Raw genomic sequence first — 18,673 nt, forward strand, 5'->3', positions numbered from 1 at the left:
CCGAGGCCCGAACGACCGGCCCTGGCCGGTCGATCCAGCCCGCCGAACCCGAAACCGCCGGGGGCCTCAACCCCCGCCAAGCACCCGCCAAGCCCCGACCGCCCGAACGACCGGGCCCAACCCGTCATTCCCGGACGGCCGAACCCCAAAGCGATCGAACTCCGAAACCGTCGGGACCCAAACGGCGGACGCCAAACAGGTGAATCCGCCGGTCGGTCCCGGAGGGCCGGGACCCACGCCCTCGACGCTCAAGCCGCCGACGCTCCAACGGCCGGTCCTATAGGGCCTGTCCGACGGATCATGCCGCAGACGCGGGGTCTGGCACGCCCCTCTGCGGCGTCGTCGTCGGTTGCCGACTCCCCCGAGCTCTCGGCTTCGCTCGAGCAGGGGGGACCCCCATCGCGTCGACGCCCTCCTCCGCCTTGCAGCTGGACACACCAGACCCCGCTCACCTGCGCTCATGAGGTGTCGTTACTTTCCTCCGACCTGATCCGCCGGACAGGCCCCAACCCGTCGATCTCAGGCGGCCGTACCCGAAAACGACCGGCGTCGCCACTCAGTCCGAGGTGGCCGCACCCGGACCTTGGCCTCCCGGGCACAGCCAATCGCCCCAGGCGTCCGCCAGAGCGTCGACTACGCGTCCCGGTACATCTCCAGCAGGCGGAGCCACACCTCGCTCACGGTCGGGTACGACGGGACCGCGTGCCACAGGCGGCTGATCGGGACCTCGCCGGCGATGGCGATCGTCGCCGAGTGGATCAGTTCGCCCACGCCGGGGCCGACCAGGGTGAGGCCCACCAGGATCTCGCGGTTGATGTCGACGACCATGCGGGCCTTGCCGCGGTAGCCGTCCGCGTACAGGCCCGCGCCCGCCACGGAGGACATGTCGACGTCGACGGCGCGAACGCGCAGGCCCGCGCGCTCGGCCTCGGCGAGGGAGAGGCCGACGGCCGCGGCCTCCGGGTCGGTGAAGACGACCTGGGGGACGGCCCCGTGGTCGGCGGTCGCCGAGTGCGCGCCCCAGGGATCGGTCTCAAGGAGGGGCACCCCGGCGGCACGGGCGGCGATGGCGGCGCCCGCGATCCGGGCCTGGTACTTGCCCTGGTGGGTGAGGAGCGCACGGTGGTTCACGTCGCCGACCGCGTACAGCCAGTCGCTGCCGGTCACCCGCAGGCTGTCGTCGACGTCGAACCAGGAGCCCGGCTCAAGCCCGATGGTGTCGAGGCCGAGGTCGTCGGTGCGGGGCACGCGCCCGGTGGCGAAGAGGATCTCGTCGGCCTCGATGCGGTCACCGGTGTCGGTGAGGGCCACCACGGTGGAGCCCTCGCGCGTCACCGCGGTCACCGAGGTGCCGGTGCGGACGTCCGCGCCCGCCTCCTTCAGCGACTCGGCGACCAGCTCACCGGCGAAGGGCTCCATGCGGGGCAGCAGTCCCGTGCCGCGGACGAGGACGGTGACCTGGGAGCCGAACGCCTGCCAGGCCGTGGCCATCTCGACGGCGACGACACCACCCCCCACCACGATGAGCCGACCCGGCGCCTCGTGCGCGCTGGTGGCCTCACGGCTGGTCCAGGGCCTGACCTGGTCCAGCCCCGGCAGGTCGGGGAGCAGGGCGCGGGTGCCGGTACAGACCGCGACGGCGTGCCGGGCCGTGAGCACCTGTCGCTCGCCGTCGGGCCCGTCGACGGTCACCTTGCGCGGCCCGGCGAGGCGCCCGTGTCCGCGGTACAGGACGGCGCCGATGCCGTCCAGCCAGCCGACCTGTCCGTCGTCCTTCCAGTGGGAGGTGTAGTAGTCGCGGTGGGCGAGGACCGCGGGGACGTCGAGGGGGCCCTGCACCGCCTGGCTGAGGCCGGGCACGCGGCGGGCGTCGGCGCGGGCGATGACCGGGCGCAGGAGGGCCTTGCTGGGCATGCAGGCCCAGTACGAGCACTCGCCGCCGACCAGCTCGCTCTCCACGACCGCGGTGGAGAGGCCGGCCGCGCGGGCGCGGTCGGCGACGTTCTCCCCCACGGGCCCGGCCCCGAGCACCACGACGTCGTACACGATGGATTCCGTTTCCGTCATGGGCACAGTCTGGTTGTTGGTGTGCCCGGTGGCCACACGGGTACGCGCGCGGAATACGCCGCTCAGGGGCGGCGTTGTGCACACCGGCTTCGCCCCGAGGCCCGAGGCCCGACATCAGGAAGAGGTAGTCACGCCATGAGCAGCACGATGGAGCTGACCAAGGAGAACTTCGACCAGACGGTCACGGACAACGAGTTCGTCCTGATCGACTTCTGGGCCTCCTGGTGCGGGCCGTGCCGTCAGTTCGCCCCGGTCTACGAGAAGGCCGCGGAGGCCAACCCGGACCTGGTGTTCGCGAAGGTCGACACGGAGGCGCAGCCCGAGCTGGCCGCCGCCTTCGACATCCAGTCGATCCCGACGCTGATGATCGTCCGCGACCAGGTCGCGATCTTCGCCCAGCCCGGGGCGCTGCCCGAGGCCGCCCTGACGGACGTCATCGGACAGGCCCGGAAGCTGGACATGGACGAGGTCCGCAAGTCCATCGCGGAGCAGCAGGCCAAGCAGGCTCCGCAGGGCGAGTAGTCCACAGGGGCGCGGGAACAGTAAGTCCGCACAACCCTTCCGTCAGAAGGGGTACGGCGCCACGTCCCCGCGCACCGTCGTCCAGCGCACGTCGGTGAAGGCCTCCAGGTTGGCCTCACCGCCGAAGCGGGCGCCGGTGCCGGAGGCGGCGATCCCGCCGAAGGGGGCCACGGCCTCGTCGTTGACGGTCTGGTCGTTGATGTGGGCGATCCCGGTCGGGATGCGCTCGGCCAGGTCCAGGCCGCGCGCGGTGTCCCGGGTGACGATGCCCAGCGCGAGGCCGTAGGGTCCCGCGGCGGCGAGGGCCGCGGCCTCGTCGGCGTCCGCGAAGGACCGTACGGGCGCCACCGGGCCGAAGACCTCCTCTGCGTACGCGGGCGTCGCGTCGTCGACTCCCGAGAGGACCGTCGGGCGGTAGAAGAGCCCCTCGTGCGTGCCGCCTGCCACGAGTTTCGCGCCGCGCGCCGTGCTGGACTCCACCAGCCCCTGTATCTTGGCGAGTTGGGCGCTGTCGATGATGGGTCCGAGGTGCACCTGCTCGCGGTGCGGGTCACCCACGGCGAGCGAGTCGGCCTTGGCGGCGAGCCGCTCGACGTACTCCTCGTAGAGGGAGGCGTGGACGAGGTGGCGGCCCGTCGTCATGCAGATCTGGCCCTGGTGGAAGAACGAGCCCCACGCGGCCGTGGAGATCACCGCGTCGATGTCGGCGTCCTCCAGGACGATCAGCGCCGAGTTGCCGCCCAACTCCAGGTGGGCGCGCTTGAGGAGACGGCCCGCCGCCTCGCCCACCGCGCGTCCGGCGGCGGTCGAGCCGGTGAAGGAGATCACCGGTACGTTCGGGTCGGCGACCAGCGCCTGGCCCGCCTCCGGACCGCCGGGCAGGACGTGCAGCAGGCCCTCCGGGAGCCCCGCCTCGGCGAAGACGGCGGCGAGCGCGAGACCGCCGCAGACGGCGGTGCGCGGGTCCGGCTTCAGGACGACGGCGTTGCCGAGCGCGAGCGCCGGGGCCACCGAGCGGATCGAGAGGATCAGCGGGGCGTTGAAGGGGGAGATCACGCCCACCACACCGACCGGGACGCGTCGGGTGTACGACAGGCGCGGCGCCTCGGAGGGAAGGATCTGGCCGCTGGGGCGGGAGGCGAGGGCGGCGGCCTCGTAGCACTCCTGGGCCGCGACGTGCAGTTCGAAGTCGGCCTTGCCCGGGATCGAGCCGGACTCGCGCACGATCCATTCGCGCAGCTCGTCGGCGTGCGCGGCGAACAGGTCGCCGGCCTTGCGCAGCACGGCGGCGCGGACGAAGTGCGGCGCCTTCGCCCACTCCGTCTGGGCGGCGCGGGCGTCCCGCGCGGCCGTGGCGACGTCCTCGGCGGCGGCGAGCGTGACCGTGGCCAGCGTCTCGCCGGTGGCGGGTTCGGTGACGGCGTACTCACCGCCCGCCAGGGTGCGGGACTGCCAGGTCTTGGGGTCGAGCAGCGGCATGTCGGCTCTCCGATCGTTCACTGTTCGCCACCGGGACTCACGGTTCACGGTCCCAGGGGCAGTCCCGTGTAGTTCGCGGCCAGTTCGGCGGCCGCGTGGCGGGATGCCGTGATCCGGCGCAGCCGGGCGAGCTGGATCCGGTGGTCGAAGACATCCCCATTTGGTTGAGCGTGCAACATCCTAGTCATGTCGTACGAGAAGCGCGTGGCCTGCCACACCCGCTCGAGACACAAGTCCGAGTAGTGGTCGAGGAGTTGGGTCGATCCCGTGCGTTGCGACTCGATGAGTCCGCGGGCCAGCACCCGTACGTCGGAGACGGCGAGGTTGAGCCCCTTGGCGCCGGTCGGCGGCACGATGTGCGCGGCGTCCCCGGCGAGGAAGAGCCGGCCGTGACTCATCGGCTCGTGGACGTGACTCCGCATCGGTGTGACCGACTTGGAGGTGATGGGGCCGCGCCCCAGGCGCCATTCGCCGTCGACCGCGAAGCGCGCGGCGAGTTCGTCCCAGACGCGCTCGTCGGGCCAGTCGGCGACATCGGTGCCGTTCGGGACCTGCAAGTACAGCCGGGACACGGTCGGCGAGCGCATGCTGTGCAGAGCGAAGCCGCCGGCACCGCGCGCGTAGATCAACTCCTCGCCGGAGGGCGGCACATCGGCGAGGATCCCGAGCCAGGAGTACGGGTAGTCGTGCGCGTACGTACGGGCCCCGTCGGCGGGGAAGGCGTTCCGGGAGATGCCGTGGTGACCGTCGCAGCCCACCACATAGGCACAGCTCAGGGCCTGTTCGCGGCCCTCGTGCACAAAGCGTACGACCGGCGCGCCGCTCTCCGGGCACTCGACCGCGAGGGCCTCGGCCTCGAACAACAGCGGTGGCCCGGCGGCGAGTTGGAGGGCGATCAGGTCCCTCACGATCTCCGTCTGGGCGTAGATCGTGACGGTGCGGCCACCGGTCAGGGCGGAAAAGTCGATGTGGTGGCGCTCGCGGTCGAAGCGCAGCTCGATGCCGTGGTGGATCAGGCCCTCGGCGTCCAGACGGTCGCCGGCTCCGCAGGCGCGCAGGGCGTCGACCGTGCCCTGCTCCAGCATCCCGGCGCGCTGGCGGTGTTCGACGTAGGCGCGCGACCTGCTCTCCAGCACGGCGCAGTCGATGCCGCCGCGGTGCAGCAGCCGGGCCAGCAGGAGCCCGGCGGGACCGCCGCCGATGATGCCGACCGTGGTCCGCATGGCGCCTCCCGTACCTGATCAGGCCGCATCCGGTCCGAACGGGCCGGATGCGGCCGGGGACCAGCTACAGCCTCTCTCAGGTCGAGTCGCGGTGCACCACCCGCGCGCCCAGTACCTCGTGGCTCTCGGGCGCCGCGCCCGGTTCGCGCACCACCCGGTCGACCAGTTCCGCGAGGTCGCGCCCGGACGGCAGTTCGATGTGGACGGTGCTGAGGCGGGGCCTCAGCAGTCGCCCGAGCATGAGGTCGTCGGCGCCGATGACGGCCGTCTCGTCGGGGATGCCGACGCCCTCCTCCTGGAGGGCGCGCATCAGCAGCATGGCGTACTCGTCGTTGTAGGCGAATACCGCGTCCAGGCCGAGCGCTCGCCAGCGCGCCGCCAGCCGGGCGGCGGCCCCCTCCTCGTATGCGAGCGGCAGCGCGGTCGCCGTGGCGTCGGTACCGGCCAGGGACCGGCGTACGCCGTCGAGCCGGGACTTGGAGAAGATCTCCAGGCCGGGTTCCTCGGGCACCACGACACCGATCCGGCGGCGGCCGCGGGCCAGCAGGTGGACACCCGCGCTGTGGCCGACCTTGTCGTGGTCCATGAGCAGCGCGTGCGCGCCCTCGACACGCTCGGGGCCGAGTGTGACGACGGCACGGGCGCCGGAGCGCTTGAGGACGGCCACACCCTGCGGGCCGAGGTCGCTGCCGGGCACCAGGACGGCGACCGGTCGCAGCTCCGCCCAGGCGCGGGCGGCGTCGTCGCCGTGCAGGCCGACACTGCCGTACTGCACGACCGTGTAATCCAGACGGCCCAGCGCCCACTGAAGTTCGTTGAGGAACTGGCTGTAGAGCGGTCCCACGGGCACGCTCGGCGTCGGCATCAGGACCATACGGCTGTGTCCGGCGCGCAAAGAGCGGGCGGCGGCGTGCGGAACGTACCCGAGTTCCTTGGCCGCCTCGTGGACGCGGCGGCGGGTGGGCTCGCTGATCCGGACGGCGCTGGTGTTGTTCAGTACGTAGGAGACGGTGGCCCGGGAGACGCCCGCCAGGCGTGCCACATCGGCACTCGTCGGCACGGGTCGTTGTGCGGGCGTCGGCGGGACGGGCTGCTTCGGTATCTGCACCATGACGTCTCGCATCCTTGCAGAAACCCCGGGCGTCCCTTCCCGCCGGGGGAACCTCGTGGGCCCGTCATGCCGGAACACCCGCTTCCGCGAGGGAACTTCCGCATCTCGTGCGGGATGGCCCGTGGTGCGGTTACCGTGCGGTAGACGACGTGCTCCGGAGGTGGTCACGTATGACTCACGACCGTGCCGCAGGTCTGGCGGAGTGTGCGCGCGCCCTCGCCCACGGGGAGGTGAGCGCACGCGAGCTGGTCGAGCGGGCGCTGACCCGCATCGAGGCGACGCAGCACTCCCTGAACGCCTTCCGGGTGGTGCGCGCCGAAGCGGCGCTCGCCGAGGCCGACGCGGCGGACAGGGAACTCGCCGCCGGAGTGCGCAGGCCGCTGCTCGGGGTGCCGGTGGCGGTGAAGGACGACATGGACGTGGCGGGCGAGCCGACCGCGTTCGGCTGCCGGGGTGTGTTCCCGCCCGAGGCCGAGGACGGGGAGGCGGTACGGCGGCTGCGCGCGGCCGGCGCGATCGTCATCGGCAAGACCAACACCTGCGAGCTCGGCCAGTGGCCGTTCACCGAGGGGCCCGCCTTCGGCGCGACCCGCAACCCCTGGCACGCCGAGCACACCCCGGGCGGCTCGTCCGGCGGATCGGCGGCGGCGGTCGCGGCGGGCCTCGTCCCTGCCGCGCTGGGCTCGGACGGCGCGGGCTCGGTCCGTATCCCGGCCTCCTGGACCCATCTCATCGGCATCAAGCCGCAGCGCGGCCGGATCTCGACCTGGCCGCGCGCGGAGTCCTTCCAGGGCATCACGGTCAACGGCACCCTCGCCCGTACGGTCGCGGACGCGGCCCTGCTCCTGGACGCGGCGAGCGGCAACCACGACGGCGATCTGCACCGCCCGCCCGCGCTGCGGGTGTCAGAGGCGGCGGGGCGCGAGCCGGGCCGGCTGCGGATCGCGCTGTCGCTGAAACCGCCGTTCACGGCGCTGCCCGCGCGCCTGGACCCCGTCGTACGGGCGCGGGTGGTCGCGCTCGCGGAGCGGCTCGCGGAGCTCGGCCACACGGTGGAGGAGGCCGAGCCGCGGTACGGGCAGATCGGGCTCACCTTCATCCCACGCGCGACGGCCGGGATCGCCGAGCGGGTGCGCGACCTGCCGCACCCGCACCTCCTCGACCGGCGGACCCTGGGCGCGGCCCGGCTCGGCCGACTGCTCGGCGGCGCGCCCCTGCGCGTGGCCCGGCGCGCCGAGGCGTCCCTGCACCGGCGGATCGGCGCGCTCTTCGACACGTACGACGTCCTGCTCGCGCCGACGACGGCCGCTCCCCCGCCGCGCATCGGCTCGATGGCGGACCTGAGCGGCCTCGGTACCGACCGGGCCATGATCGCCGCCTGCCCCTACGCCTGGCCGTGGAACATCCTGGGCTGGCCCGGTGTGAACGTCCCCGCGGGTTTCGTCGACGGCGGCCTGCCGGTCGGCGCCCAGCTCCTCGGTCCGGCGAACAGCGAACCGCTGCTCGTCTCCCTGGCCGCCCAGTTGGAGGCCGACCAGCGCTGGCACGAGCACTGGCCGCCGCATGGGGCACCCGCGGACTCCCCCGCGGTGTAGACGAGTTCACCGCGCGTGCCGGTGGGCGAGTTCGGGGCGCGTGCCGGTGAACGAGTTCGGCGCGAAGGCACTGACCAGGGGATTCGGGCCGTACGCTGGGCACATGGACGATGCGTCGATGGTCGGGTTGATGGGGCGGGTGACCGGCACGGTCGGACCCGGGCTCGTCGGTGAGGTGATCGTCCGGGTCCGCGGCGGCGCCGAGCACTTCCTCGCGTACCCGGCCGCGGCGAAGGAGCGGATCGAGCGCGGCACGGTGGTGATGGTGGTCGAGTACCTGCCGCCGCGCACGGTGTACGTATCGGCCGCGTACGACAGTTGACGGCTCGTCTGTGCACGCTCCGCCCCAGGTGAGAGCGGTATGCGTCAAGATTGCAACAAGGATCCGTCAGCGTCTGTACCCCGGTCTTGCACAGGAGCACACTCCCTTCGTTCGGTGCCGATAGGGCACCATCCAAAGGGGGCGTATGCCGATGGTTGTCGGCGTCGTGGCGGGGGCGGTTGTCCTCGCACTGATCTTCATCGTTGTGGTCTTCAAGCTCATGTGGCGTGTCGCGGAGCCCAACGAAGCACTGATCATCTCCGGTTCGAAGCATCGGACCGAAGGCCTTGAAGAGGGCATGGGATTCCGCATCGTGACGGGGCGCGGCACGCTGGTGCTGCCGGGTGTTCAGGCGGTACGGAAGATCTCGCTCGACCTCAACGAGACCGAGCTGCACGTGGACTGCGTGACCACCCAGGGCATTCCGCTGAAGGTGCGCGGCGTGGTCATCTTCAAGGTGGGCGACGACTTCGTGTCGATCGCCAACGCGGGGCGTCGCTTCCTCGACCAGCAGAAGATGATGTCGGAGCGCGTGCACAATGTGTTCGCCGGTCATCTGCGGTCCATCGTCGGCGGGTTGACCGTCGAGGACATGATCCGCGACCGGGAGAAGCTGACCGGCCAGACCCGGGCCGCGTGCGGTACGGAGATGGAGAAGCTCGGTCTGATCGTCGACTCGCTGCAGATCCACGAGATCGAGGATCCGACCGGGTACATCAAGAACCTCGCGATGCCGCACGCCGCCGCCGTACAGCGGGACGCGCGCATCGCGCAGGCGGAGGCGAATCGTCTCGCCACCGAGGCCGAACAGAAGGCCGCGGCCCGGATGTCGGAGGCGACCCGGGACAGCGAGATCCTCCAGGCCGGCTACCAGGCCGAGCGCGACAAGGCGGCGGCGAAGGCGCGGCAGGCCGGACCGCTCGCGGACGCCGCGGCCCGGCAGGACGTCGTCGTCCAGGAGACCCGGATCGCCGAGCTCGATGCCCTCCGTCGTGAGCAGCAGCTCCAGGCGGACGTCCGCAAGCCGGCGGACGCCCAGGCGTACGAGACGCGGGCCCGTGCCGAGGCCGAGCGTGACGCGCGTATCTCGGCGGCCGAGGCCAAGGCCAAGGAGACCGAGCTCGCGGCCGCGGCCGAGGCGAACCGGGTCAAGACGGCCGCCAACGCGGAGGCCGAGGCGACGAAGGCCCGGGGTGCGGCCGCCGCGACGGCGACCAGGGCCACGGGTGAGGCCGAGGCCGCAGCGGCTCAGGCCAAGGGTCTCGCGGCGGCCGAGGCGACCCGGGCACAGGGTCTCGCGGAGGCGGAGACCATCAAGGCGCGGGCCGCGGCCCTCGCCGAGAACCAGGAGGCGGTGGTCGCCCAGCAGCTCGCCGAGAACTGGCCGGAGATCGTCCAGGCGGGCGCCAGCGCGTTCGGGAACGTCGACCACATGGTGCTGCTCAACGGCGCCGACGGCATGTCGGACATGTTCGCCAAGGCGCTCACCATGGGCGGCACGGGCCTCGGCCTCGCCCGTCAGCTGCTCTCGTCGATGAACCAGGACGGGACGGCCGGCAACGGTACGGGGAGCAACGGCGCCGCCGGGCTCAACGGGGTCGTGCCGCCGCGCACGGAGAAGGTGCCGGTGGAGGGCGACGGCAAGGCGTGATGGCGAAGGAGAACGCCGGGGGCTGATCCCGGCGGGGCGACGAGGGTGTTCCAGTCCCTCGTCGCCCGCTCTGCGCGGGCGATTCGCCCCTCCGCCCCGACTGCTCGGCCTACTCGGCCGCGGCGCCGACCAGGCCGTCGAGCCAGGCCTGGTGGCCGTTGAGCATCGGGTTCGGCCGCTCGGAGGCCAGCGCGGCGGCGGGCCGGCCGATCTGGGTCTCCTGGGTGAGGACGCGGACCCGGCCGCCGGGCAGATCCTCCACGAGCCAGGCGTGCAGGACGTCGAGCCGCTCCTCGGGCGTGCCGCCTTGCTTCGCCGTCCAGGACAGGCGGCCCGGGGTGCTTTCGGCGGGCGCCTGGAACTCCACGACGTGCGCGTCCAGCGGCGGGAAGCCGAAGGTACCGAAGCCGAAGTGGATGCCGTCCGTCAGTACAGGACCGCCGCCCCGGGGAAAGCTGATGTCGGCGACGTTGTCGTAGTACGACTCCCACCGCGAGGTGTCGACGAGGTGGGGCCAGACTTCGGCCGCGCTCAGGCCCGCCACGACGACCTCGTTGGAGACGAAGTTGTCACCGGTGCCCGGCAGGTAGCGCTCGGGCCAGGTGATCGCGTTCTGGGTGGTCATGGCAGGTCCCTTTCAGGGTGTACGGCTTCAGGGTGTACGGCGGGGGTGGCGACGTTTCGACGTTAGGCTCGGCCGCCATTCGATGGCCAATAGGAGAGCCGATTTCTCCCATCGGCAATCCGATGGGAGCCGCCGTTAGGCTGTCGGCATGAAGAACGCGACGCCCGAGGAGACCCTGCCCCTCTCAGGCCGGGAAAGGATCACGCCGCATGTCGATCTGAACCTGCTGCGGACCTTCCTCGCCGTCTACCGCTCCGGCTCGTTCACCGGCGCGGCCCCGCTGCTCGGGCTCTCCCAGCCGACCGTGACCGCCCAGATCCGCACCCTGGAGCAGCAGACCGGACGCGAGCTGTTCACCCGCCTCCCGCGCGGCGCGGAACCCACGCCCCTCGCCCACGACCTGGCAGACCAGGTGGCGGGCCCTCTCGACGCGCTCGCCGCCCTCGAAGGCCGCGGCGACGTACTCGGCGGACAGGCCGCGCCGGTGCACCTCGCCGGGCCTTCGGAGCTGTTGTGCACCCGGGTGCTGCCCGCGCTCGCGCCGCTCGTCGCCGAGGGCGTACAACTGCGCGTCACGCAGGGTCTGCCCGAACCGCTCATGGACGACCTGCGCGCGGGCCACCACGATCTGGTGATCGCGACCAGGCGGCCGCGCGGGCGCCTCGCGTCCCTGCCGCTGGCCGACGAGGAATACCTCCTGGTCGCCGCTCCGAGCTGGGCGCGGCGCGTCGAGGAGCACCCGTCGGCCGAGGACATCTGCACCGCGGTCCGGGACGTTCCCCTGGTCACCTACGCCGAGGATCTGCCCATCGTGCGCCGGTACTGGCGCAACGTCTTCGGCAAGCAGCTCTCAACCCGGGCCGCGGTCACCGTGCCCAACCTGTACGCCGTCGTCTCCGCGGTCACCGCGGGCGCCGGCTACAGCGTGCTGCCCCGCTCCCTGTGCGAGGAGCACCTCGCCGACGGACGCCTCACCCTGCTCCACGAGCCGGTCGAACCGCCCCTCAACACCCTCTTCCTCGTCCAGCGCCCCGGCGCCGACGCCAACCCGGACGTCGTACGGGTCCGCGACCGCCTCCAACACGCGGCCCGGACCTGGTAGTCCGCCATCTCGGCCACCCGCTCGGCGGGTTGGACAGGGCAGGCTCTAACGTGAGCCGCGTGACTGCCTTTACCGATGACACCGCCGAAGACGTTCCCGGCCGCTACGGCCCTTCCGCGACCACCGAAGCCGAACCCCGCGAGGTGGGCCGGGTGCGGACGGAGTACGCGCCCGCGCACGACGGCGACCCCGATCCCGGCGAGATCGTCTGGACGTGGGTGCCGTTCGAGGAGAACGACGGACGGGGCAAGGACCGTCCGGTGCTCGTCGTCGCCCGCGAGGACGCCGGCACGCTGCTCGCCGTCCAGTTGTCGAGCAAGCGGCACGACGGGGACCGGGAGTGGGTGCCGATCGGGAGCGGGCCGTGGGACCGGTCGGGTCGGGACTCGTGGGTGGATGTGGACCGGGTGCTGCGGCTGCACGAGGACGGGATGCGGCGGGAGGCCTGTGCGCTGGATCGGATGCGGTTCAATTCGGTCGTACGCCGTTTGCAGGAGCGGTACGGCTGGCGTTGACGGCTCACCCGTAGGCGAACACCCGCTCGAAGGAGCCTCGCGTCGCCTGATCCCTCGTGCGGTCCAGGACCCCGAACACGACATGGTCGAAAGCACCGTCGAAGCGGCCTTTGACCAGCAAGTCGTGGAACGCGCCCGCCACCTGCGCCGGATCGTTCCGGAAGACGCCGCAGCCCCACGCGCCCAGCACCAGCCGGCGGTAGCCGTGGGCCGCGGCGGTCTCCAGGACGCGCTCGGCGCGTACGGCCAGGGCGGGTCCCAGCTCGGGCGCGCGCTCCGGGGCCGTGCGCAGGACGACTCCGGCGTTGGGGGCCGCGGCGGTCAGGAATCCGACCGCGTACGGCTCGTCGAGCAGTTCTCCGCGGTCGTCGCGGAAGACGGGCACGGCGGGTGAGTGGATGACACGGTCCGTGTAGAACGGATCCCGGTGGGCGCGGTGGTGGTCGTAGAACTCCCGGACCCCCAGCAGACACGTGTACAGCGCGGAGGCACGGCACAGGGCCTCCTCCTGAGCCTGCGCGCCGTTCAGGAAGCCGCCGCCCGGGTTGCGCGCCGAGGCGAAGTTCAGGACGGCGACCGGGTCCGCCGGGCGCCCTCCGTCCTTGCGCACGAGCCGTCGGGCGGCCTCCAGACTGCTCTCGCCCGTCACCTCGAACAGCGTGCTTTCGCGCGGTGCGCCCGCGGGGCTGCCGGCCGGTGCCCCGACCGGTCCGGGGCCGCACATGCGCGTTCCCGCTCGCGCGGCCTCGACCGCCGCGGCGATCGACACCGTGCGTCCGTCGGACGCGCGGTACCCGCCCGCCGCGACGATCTCCTCCGTCTGCCGCGCGTGCGCACGCAGGCGCGCACTCATGGCGCGACCCCCGTACGCGCCACGAGGACGCCCCTCGCGATCTCCCCCGTCGTGCCCATGAACGCATCGTGAGCGATGCTGGTCCTACGGCGCAACGGAATTTCCCAGCCTCGTAAACAGCGCCTCGTGGCCCGGCAAACAGCGCCTCCGGGGCCCGCGAGCGACGATTTGCACCCTTGTGCGAACCGCCAAGAGGGTCTTGGGTGGGACGAGCGATGCCAGTCCGGCACCACAGACGTCGGGCCGGCGGCATGGTGGAATCTCAGGAGGATCCCGACATGTCCGATTCGGTGAGTGACTGTACGGAGCGCCGCTCCGCCGTCACCGAGGCCGAGGTGGAGGCGCTGGTCCGAGGCATCTGCTTCAAGACCGGACCGCCCCGTACCCTCGGTGTCGAAGTGGAATGGCTCGTCCACGAGCTGCGGTGGCCGCAGCTCCCGGCATCACCCGAACGACTCAAAGCGGCCTATGCCGCACTGCGGACCCTGCCCCTGCGTTCGGCGCTCACCGTCGAACCCGGCGGACAGCTGGAGCTGAGCTCCCTTCCCGCCGCCTCCCTGATGGAGTGCATCGGGTCCGTCTCGGCCGACCTCGACGCGGTACGCGCGGTACTGCGCGAGGCGGATCTCGGCCTCAGCGGGTACGGCCACGACCCCTGGAACCCCCCGAACCGCTTTCTCCATGAGCCGCGCTACGACGCCATGGAGCGGTACCTCGACCGGGCGGGCCCGGAGGGGCGGGCCATGATGTGCTCCTCCGCCTCCGTCCAGGTGTGCCTGGACGCCGGATACGAGGAGCCCGGCCCCTTGGGGCACGGGCGCCGCTGGTGGCTGGCGCACCAGCTGGGCGCTGTACTGGTGGCCGCGTTCGCGCACTCGCCGATGGCCGGTGGCCGGTACACGGGCTGGCGCTCCACACGGCAGTCCCTGTGGGCGGCCATGGACCCCGGACGGTCCGCCGCGCCCCCGCTGGTCGGCGATCCGCGCGCCGCCTGGGCCCGGCGCGTCCTGGACGCGCCGGTGATGTGCGTGCGGGCGCCGGACGGCCCCTGGGGCGTACCCGAGGACCTGACCTTCCGGGCGTGGACCAGGTCCGAGACACCGCCCGACCGGGCGGATCTCGACTACCACCTGACGACGCTGTTCCCGCCGGTCCGCCCGCGCGGCCATCTGGAACTGCGCATGATCGACGCGCAGCCCGGCGACGACGGGTGGATCGTGCCGCTGGCGGTGACGGCGGCGCTGTTCGACGACCCGGAGGCCGCGGAGGTCGCCTACCGGACCGTCAAACCCCTCGCGGAGCGCGCCGAGGCACGGCCCGCTCCGTGCAACCCGCTGTGGAACGACGCCGCGCGGCACGGCCTGACCGACCCCGAGTTGCGTGAGGCCGCCGTCACCTGTTTCGCCGCTGCCGCCGAGGCGTTGCCGCGCCTGGGCGCCACCGCCGAGGTGCGGGAGGCCGTCGCGGAGTTCACGGACCGCTATGTGGCCCGGGGCCGCTGCCCCGCGGACGATCTGCTGAGCCGCTTCCACAGCCAGTTCCATGGTCAGCTCGACGGGAAGGACATCCGCACATGACCGCCCCCGCATCACCCACGGACCCGGAGTCGCTCCGGGAGCGCGCGCTCGACGCCCTGACCACGGCCCGCGACCGCACCGCGCTCCTGACCTCCTGCGTGGAGGAGCCCGAACTGACCGCGCAGCACTCGCCGTTGATGTCCCCGCTGGTCTGGGACCTCGCGCACATAGGCAACCAGGAGGAGCTGTGGCTGCTGCGCGCGGTCGCCGGGCGGGACGCGATGCGGCCCGAGATAGACGGGCTGTACGACGCGTTCGAGCATCCGCGCGCCGAGCGGCCCTCGCTGCCGCTGCTGCCGCCCGCCGAGGCCCGTCAGTACGCCGCCGAGGTACGCGGACGGGCGCTGGACGTCCTGGAGAGCACCGCGTTCCGGGGCACGCCGCTGACCGAGGCGGGCTTCGCGTTCGGGATGATCGCGCAGCATGAACAGCAGCACGACGAAACGATGCTGATCACCCATCAGCTCCGCAAGGGGCCCGCCGCCCTCACGGCGCCGGACCCCGCTCCCGCGCCGCCGTTCACGGGACCCGCCGAAGTCCTGGTCCCCGGCGGCCCGTTCACGATGGGCACGTCCACCGAACCGTGGGCCCTGGACAACGAGCGCCCCGCCCACCGACGCGAGGTCCCACCCTTCTTCATCGACACCACTCCGGTGACGAACGCCGCCTACCAGGCCTTCATCGAGGACGGCGGCTACGACACCGAACGCTGGTGGAGCCCGGAGGGCTGGTCCCACATCCGCTCGCACGGCATCGAGGCGCCGCTGTTCTGGCGCCGCGAGGGCGGACAGTGGCTGCGGCGTCACTTCGGCGTCACCGAGGTCGTACCGCCCGACGAACCCGTGCTGCACGTCAGCTGGTACGAGGCCGACGCGTACGCCCGCTGGGCGGGACGCCGGCTGCCCACCGAGGCCGAGTGGGAGAAGGCGGCCCGCCACGACCCGGCGGCCGACCGCTCCACGCGCTACCCGTGGGGCGACACCGACCCCACCCCCGAGCACGCCAACCTCGGCCAGCGCCATCTGCGCCCGGCCCCGGCGGGCAGCTATCCGGCGGGGGCGTCACCGCTCGGCGTACGGCAGTTGATCGGTGACGTGTGGGAGTGGACGTCGAGCGACCTGCACCCCTATCCCGGGTTCGCGGCGTTCCCGTACAAGGAGTACTCGGAGGTGTTCTTCGGTCCGGAGTACAAGGTACTGCGCGGCGGTTCGTTCGCCGTGGACCCGGTGGCCTGCCGTGGGACGTTCCGCAACTGGGACTACCCGATCCGGCGGCAGATCTTCTCCGGGTTCCGCACGGCCCGCGACGGGGTCGCCTGATGTGCCGTCACCTGGCCTACCTGGGACCGCCGGAGCCGCTCGGGCGACTCCTCGTGGAGCCGCCGCACAGTCTGTTCCGGCAGTCGTGGGCGCCGCGCCGACAGCGGCACGGGACGGTCAACGCCGATGGTTTCGGAGTGGGTTGGTACGCCGAAGGGGATCCGGTGCCCGCGCGGTACCGGCGCCCCGGGCCGATCTGGGGCGACCAGTCGTTCGCGGACCTGGCCCGGGTCGTCAGGAGCACGGCGCTGCTCGGCGCCGTACGGGACGCCACCGTGGCGGGAGCGGACGGGGAGGCCGCGGCGGCGCCGTTCGCCGCGGACCGCTGGCTGTTCAGCCACAACGGCGCCGTACGGGGCTGGCCGGGCTCCCTGGCCCCGCTGGTGACAAGCCTGCCCCCGGCCGAACTGCTGTCCCTGGAGGCCCGCTGCGACTCGGCGCTCGTCTGGGCGCTGCTGCTGCGCCGGCTGCGCTCCGGTGACAACGAGGGCCAAGCGCTGGCCGACACCGTCCTGGAGGTCGCCGAGGCGGCCCCCGGGTCCCGGCTCAACCTGCTGCTCACAAGCGGCGACACGATCACCGCGACGGCCTGGGGCGACACCCTCTGGTACCTCGCCGAGCCCGGCCGCCGCACCGTCGTGGCGTCCGAGCCGTACGACGACGACCCGCACTGGCAGGAGGTGCCGGACCGCACGCTGCTCGCGGCGAGCCGCACCGACGTCCTGCTCACCCCGCTCAAGGACCCGCACGCGCAGGAAGGCGCGCACGACCCCTTGGCATCCGCACGCACCAAGGAGCCCAGCACGTGAGCCCGTTCCTTCTCACCCGCACCCTGCCCGATGACGCCACGGACGCCGCGCTGCGCGCCGACGTCCTGCACGGCCTCACCCACACCCCCAAGACGCTGCCGCCGAAGTGGTTCTACGACGCCCACGGCAGCGAGCTGTTCGACCGGATCACCGAACTGCCCGAGTACTACCCCACCCGGGCGGAGCGCGAGATCCTCATAGCCCGGGCCCCCGAGATCGCCGCGACGACCGGTGCGCGCACCCTCGTCGAGCTGGGGTCCGGTTCGTCCGAGAAGACCCGCCATCTGCTCGACGCGCTGCCGGGGCTGCACACGTACGTGCCGGTCGACGTCAGCGAGAGTGCCCTCACCCAGGCCGGGCAGGCGCTGATCGCCGAGCATCCGGAGCTCGGCGTGCACGCGCTGATCGCCGACTTCACGGGCGGCCTCGCGCTGCCCGGGACGCCGGGGCCGCGGCTGGTGGCGTTCCTCGGCGGCACCATCGGCAATCTGCTGCCCGCCGAACGGGCGACGTTCCTGGCGTCCGTACGTGCGCTGCTCTCCCCCGGCGACACGCTGCTGCTCGGTACGGACCTCGTCAAGGACGAGTCGGTGCTGGTCGCCGCGTACGACGACGCGGCGGGGGTGACGGCGGAGTTCAACAAAAACGTGCTGCACGTCGTCAACCGCGAGCTCGGCGCCGATTTCGATCCCGACGCGTTCGCCCATGTCGCCCTCTGGGACGACGAGCACGAGTGGATCGAAATGCGGCTGCGGTCGCTGACCGGACAGACGGTGAAGATCCCCGCGCTCGACCTCGCGGTCGAATTCGCCGACGGGGAGGAACTGCGCACCGAGATCTCGGCGAAGTTCCGCGAGGAGGGGGTACGTCGCGAACTCGGCGCCGCCGGGCTCGACCTGGCCCATTGGTGGACGGACCACGAGGGCCGTTTCGCCCTGTCGCTGAGCGTGGCCCGCTGACACCCGCCCGGGTGGCCGACCTCGGCGGTGGGCCACCCGGGTGAGGGCCTGTCGTTCGGATCAGGTCGCCTCGGGAGACGGCGCTTGATCAGTGCCGGTGAGCGGAGTGCGCGTGCCAGACCTCGCGGCCCGGGACTGATCCGGACGACAGGCCCCAGGTCACCCACAGCACCCCGACATCTCGCGTACCGACGCGCCGTGAGGCACCGTTGAGTGACGCGTGGCACACCCGCCACGGCGGAGAGGAGCACCCGCATGTCCGACCACACGTATCGGGTCACCGAGATCGTCGGCACCTCCCACGAGGGCGTCGACCAGGCCATTCGCAACGGGATCACCCGGGCCTCGCAGACCCTGCGCAACCTGGACTGGTTCGAGATCACCCAGGTCAGGGGGCAGATCGTGGACGGGGAGGTCGAGCACTACCAGGTCGGCCTGAAGGTCGGCTTCCGCCTGGAGGACGGCGCCTGATCCCCCCTGGAGGACGGCGCCTGAGCCCCGGGGCCTTCTGAAGCCCGGGAGGCCCATGGCCACCTCGCCCCGGGCCCCTCGAAAGCGGGGCCCCAGGCAGGGCGGCCCATTCGGGAAGTGGCATCTCGGGCGGACCCAGTCTGCGTCACCGGACGGGGCCGAACCCGGGCGGCATGCGATGCCCCACAACGGCGGCGCCGCCGCACGCGAAGCCCCGGCCGGAGTAGTCGGCCAAGCCGTGCGCGGCCCCGGACCGGGAGCCTTCGGCTTCGCCGAGCCGCGTCAACCGCTCCGTCTCCTCTCCGGGAAGGAGGACCCGCCCCGCCCAGCCCACCGCGGGGCAACTTCTGAGCGCGCCCTCAACTCCCCCGACGGACCCCTAGGCCCTGTCGTCACATTCCCGTCTGCCCCGCGACGCCATGCACGCGCCCCCAAGTTCTCGGCTTCGCTCGAACAGGGAGGGACCCCCTTCG

17 protein-coding genes are annotated in these 18,673 nt (G+C 72.4%); 11 read left to right on the plus strand and 6 right to left on the minus strand.

The window, feature by feature from the left end; translation table 11 throughout:
* Positions 1 to 633: 633 nt before the first annotated feature.
* Positions 634 to 2,067, minus strand: coding sequence for a dihydrolipoyl dehydrogenase family protein (locus tag ACFVWD_RS23000; protein ID WP_389598530.1), 1,434 nt, complete (start codon positions 2,065 to 2,067; stop codon positions 634 to 636).
* Between the two features lie 135 nt (positions 2,068 to 2,202).
* Here ACFVWD_RS23000 and trxA point away from each other — a divergent pair, with 135 nt between their 5' ends.
* Positions 2,203 to 2,589, plus strand: coding sequence for a thioredoxin (gene trxA, locus ACFVWD_RS23005; protein WP_054231635.1), 387 nt, complete (start codon positions 2,203 to 2,205; stop codon positions 2,587 to 2,589).
* 42 nt (positions 2,590 to 2,631) lie between these two features.
* Here the strand turns inward: trxA and ACFVWD_RS23010 are convergent, their stop codons facing one another.
* The 3 genes from ACFVWD_RS23010 to ACFVWD_RS23020 all read right to left on the minus strand — a co-directional run bounded on the left by ACFVWD_RS23010 (position 2,632) and on the right by ACFVWD_RS23020 (position 6,402).
* Complete coding sequence (locus ACFVWD_RS23010; RefSeq protein WP_389598558.1) at positions 2,632 to 4,068, minus strand: aldehyde dehydrogenase family protein; 1,437 nt, start codon at positions 4,066 to 4,068, stop codon at positions 2,632 to 2,634.
* Between the two features lie 44 nt (positions 4,069 to 4,112).
* On the minus strand, positions 4,113 to 5,291 hold the full coding sequence (locus tag ACFVWD_RS23015; RefSeq protein WP_389598532.1) for a 4-hydroxybenzoate 3-monooxygenase: 1,179 nt from the start codon (positions 5,289 to 5,291) through the stop codon (positions 4,113 to 4,115).
* A 76-nt stretch (positions 5,292 to 5,367) separates the two neighbouring features.
* A complete protein-coding gene (locus tag ACFVWD_RS23020; protein ID WP_389598534.1) occupies positions 5,368 to 6,402 on the minus strand; it encodes a LacI family DNA-binding transcriptional regulator in 1,035 nt (344 codons plus the stop codon).
* Positions 6,403 to 6,572: 170 nt separating this feature from the next.
* Here ACFVWD_RS23020 and ACFVWD_RS23025 point away from each other — a divergent pair, with 170 nt between their 5' ends.
* The 3 genes from ACFVWD_RS23025 (at position 6,573) to ACFVWD_RS23035 (ending at position 9,970) form a co-directional block, all read left to right on the plus strand.
* Complete coding sequence (locus ACFVWD_RS23025; protein ID WP_389598536.1) at positions 6,573 to 7,997, plus strand: amidase; 1,425 nt, start codon at positions 6,573 to 6,575, stop codon at positions 7,995 to 7,997.
* Between the two features lie 103 nt (positions 7,998 to 8,100).
* Positions 8,101 to 8,319, plus strand: a complete 219-nt coding sequence (locus tag ACFVWD_RS23030; protein WP_095857581.1) for a hypothetical protein — start codon at positions 8,101 to 8,103, stop codon at positions 8,317 to 8,319.
* Positions 8,320 to 8,464: 145 nt separating this feature from the next.
* Positions 8,465 to 9,970, plus strand: coding sequence for a flotillin family protein (locus tag ACFVWD_RS23035; protein ID WP_168498609.1), 1,506 nt, complete (start codon positions 8,465 to 8,467; stop codon positions 9,968 to 9,970).
* Positions 9,971 to 10,079: 109 nt separating this feature from the next.
* On the opposite strand, the gene ACFVWD_RS23040 is transcribed toward ACFVWD_RS23035, so the two are convergent.
* Positions 10,080 to 10,595: an SRPBCC domain-containing protein gene (locus ACFVWD_RS23040; protein WP_389598538.1), complete on the minus strand. Its 516-nt coding sequence runs from the start codon at positions 10,593 to 10,595 to the stop codon at positions 10,080 to 10,082.
* A 148-nt stretch (positions 10,596 to 10,743) separates the two neighbouring features.
* Between ACFVWD_RS23040 and ACFVWD_RS23045 the strand changes: the two genes are divergently transcribed.
* Both ACFVWD_RS23045 and ACFVWD_RS23050 read left to right on the plus strand, forming a co-directional pair.
* The gene (locus tag ACFVWD_RS23045; protein ID WP_389598540.1) at positions 10,744 to 11,697 is read left to right on the plus strand and encodes a LysR family transcriptional regulator; all 954 of its coding nucleotides are present in this window, start codon (positions 10,744 to 10,746) and stop codon (positions 11,695 to 11,697) included.
* A gap of 59 nt (positions 11,698 to 11,756) precedes the next feature.
* Positions 11,757 to 12,212: a type II toxin-antitoxin system PemK/MazF family toxin gene (locus ACFVWD_RS23050; RefSeq protein ID WP_095851156.1), complete on the plus strand. Its 456-nt coding sequence runs from the start codon at positions 11,757 to 11,759 to the stop codon at positions 12,210 to 12,212.
* A gap of 4 nt (positions 12,213 to 12,216) precedes the next feature.
* Here the strand turns inward: ACFVWD_RS23050 and ACFVWD_RS23055 are convergent, their stop codons facing one another.
* Complete coding sequence (locus ACFVWD_RS23055; RefSeq protein ID WP_389598542.1) at positions 12,217 to 13,065, minus strand: TIGR02452 family protein; 849 nt, start codon at positions 13,063 to 13,065, stop codon at positions 12,217 to 12,219.
* Positions 13,066 to 13,343: 278 nt separating this feature from the next.
* Here ACFVWD_RS23055 and egtA point away from each other — a divergent pair, with 278 nt between their 5' ends.
* The 5 genes from egtA to ACFVWD_RS23080 all read left to right on the plus strand — a co-directional run bounded on the left by egtA (position 13,344) and on the right by ACFVWD_RS23080 (position 18,200).
* The gene (egtA, locus tag ACFVWD_RS23060; RefSeq protein WP_389598544.1) at positions 13,344 to 14,642 is read left to right on the plus strand and encodes an ergothioneine biosynthesis glutamate--cysteine ligase EgtA; all 1,299 of its coding nucleotides are present in this window, start codon (positions 13,344 to 13,346) and stop codon (positions 14,640 to 14,642) included.
* On the plus strand, positions 14,639 to 15,961 hold the full coding sequence (gene egtB, locus ACFVWD_RS23065) for an ergothioneine biosynthesis protein EgtB (protein ID WP_389598546.1): 1,323 nt from the start codon (positions 14,639 to 14,641) through the stop codon (positions 15,959 to 15,961). Before egtA ends, egtB begins: the two co-directional genes overlap by 4 nt.
* Positions 15,961 to 16,770 (plus strand): ergothioneine biosynthesis protein EgtC, encoded by an 810-nt coding sequence (gene egtC / locus ACFVWD_RS23070; RefSeq protein ID WP_389598547.1) that lies wholly within the window; start codon positions 15,961 to 15,963, stop codon positions 16,768 to 16,770. Before egtB ends, egtC begins: the two co-directional genes overlap by 1 nt.
* On the plus strand, positions 16,767 to 17,729 hold the full coding sequence (gene egtD / locus ACFVWD_RS23075; protein WP_389598548.1) for an L-histidine N(alpha)-methyltransferase: 963 nt from the start codon (positions 16,767 to 16,769) through the stop codon (positions 17,727 to 17,729). The genes egtC and egtD overlap by 4 nt, the downstream gene beginning before the upstream one ends.
* A gap of 255 nt (positions 17,730 to 17,984) precedes the next feature.
* Positions 17,985 to 18,200 (plus strand): dodecin, encoded by a 216-nt coding sequence (locus ACFVWD_RS23080; protein WP_101402376.1) that lies wholly within the window; start codon positions 17,985 to 17,987, stop codon positions 18,198 to 18,200.
* The last annotated feature ends 473 nt before the right edge of the window (positions 18,201 to 18,673 follow it).

Origin of the sequence: Streptomyces sp. NPDC058086 (genome assembly GCF_042885015.1) — a bacterium.
Classification (GTDB): Bacteria; Actinomycetota; Actinomycetes; order Streptomycetales; family Streptomycetaceae; genus Streptomyces.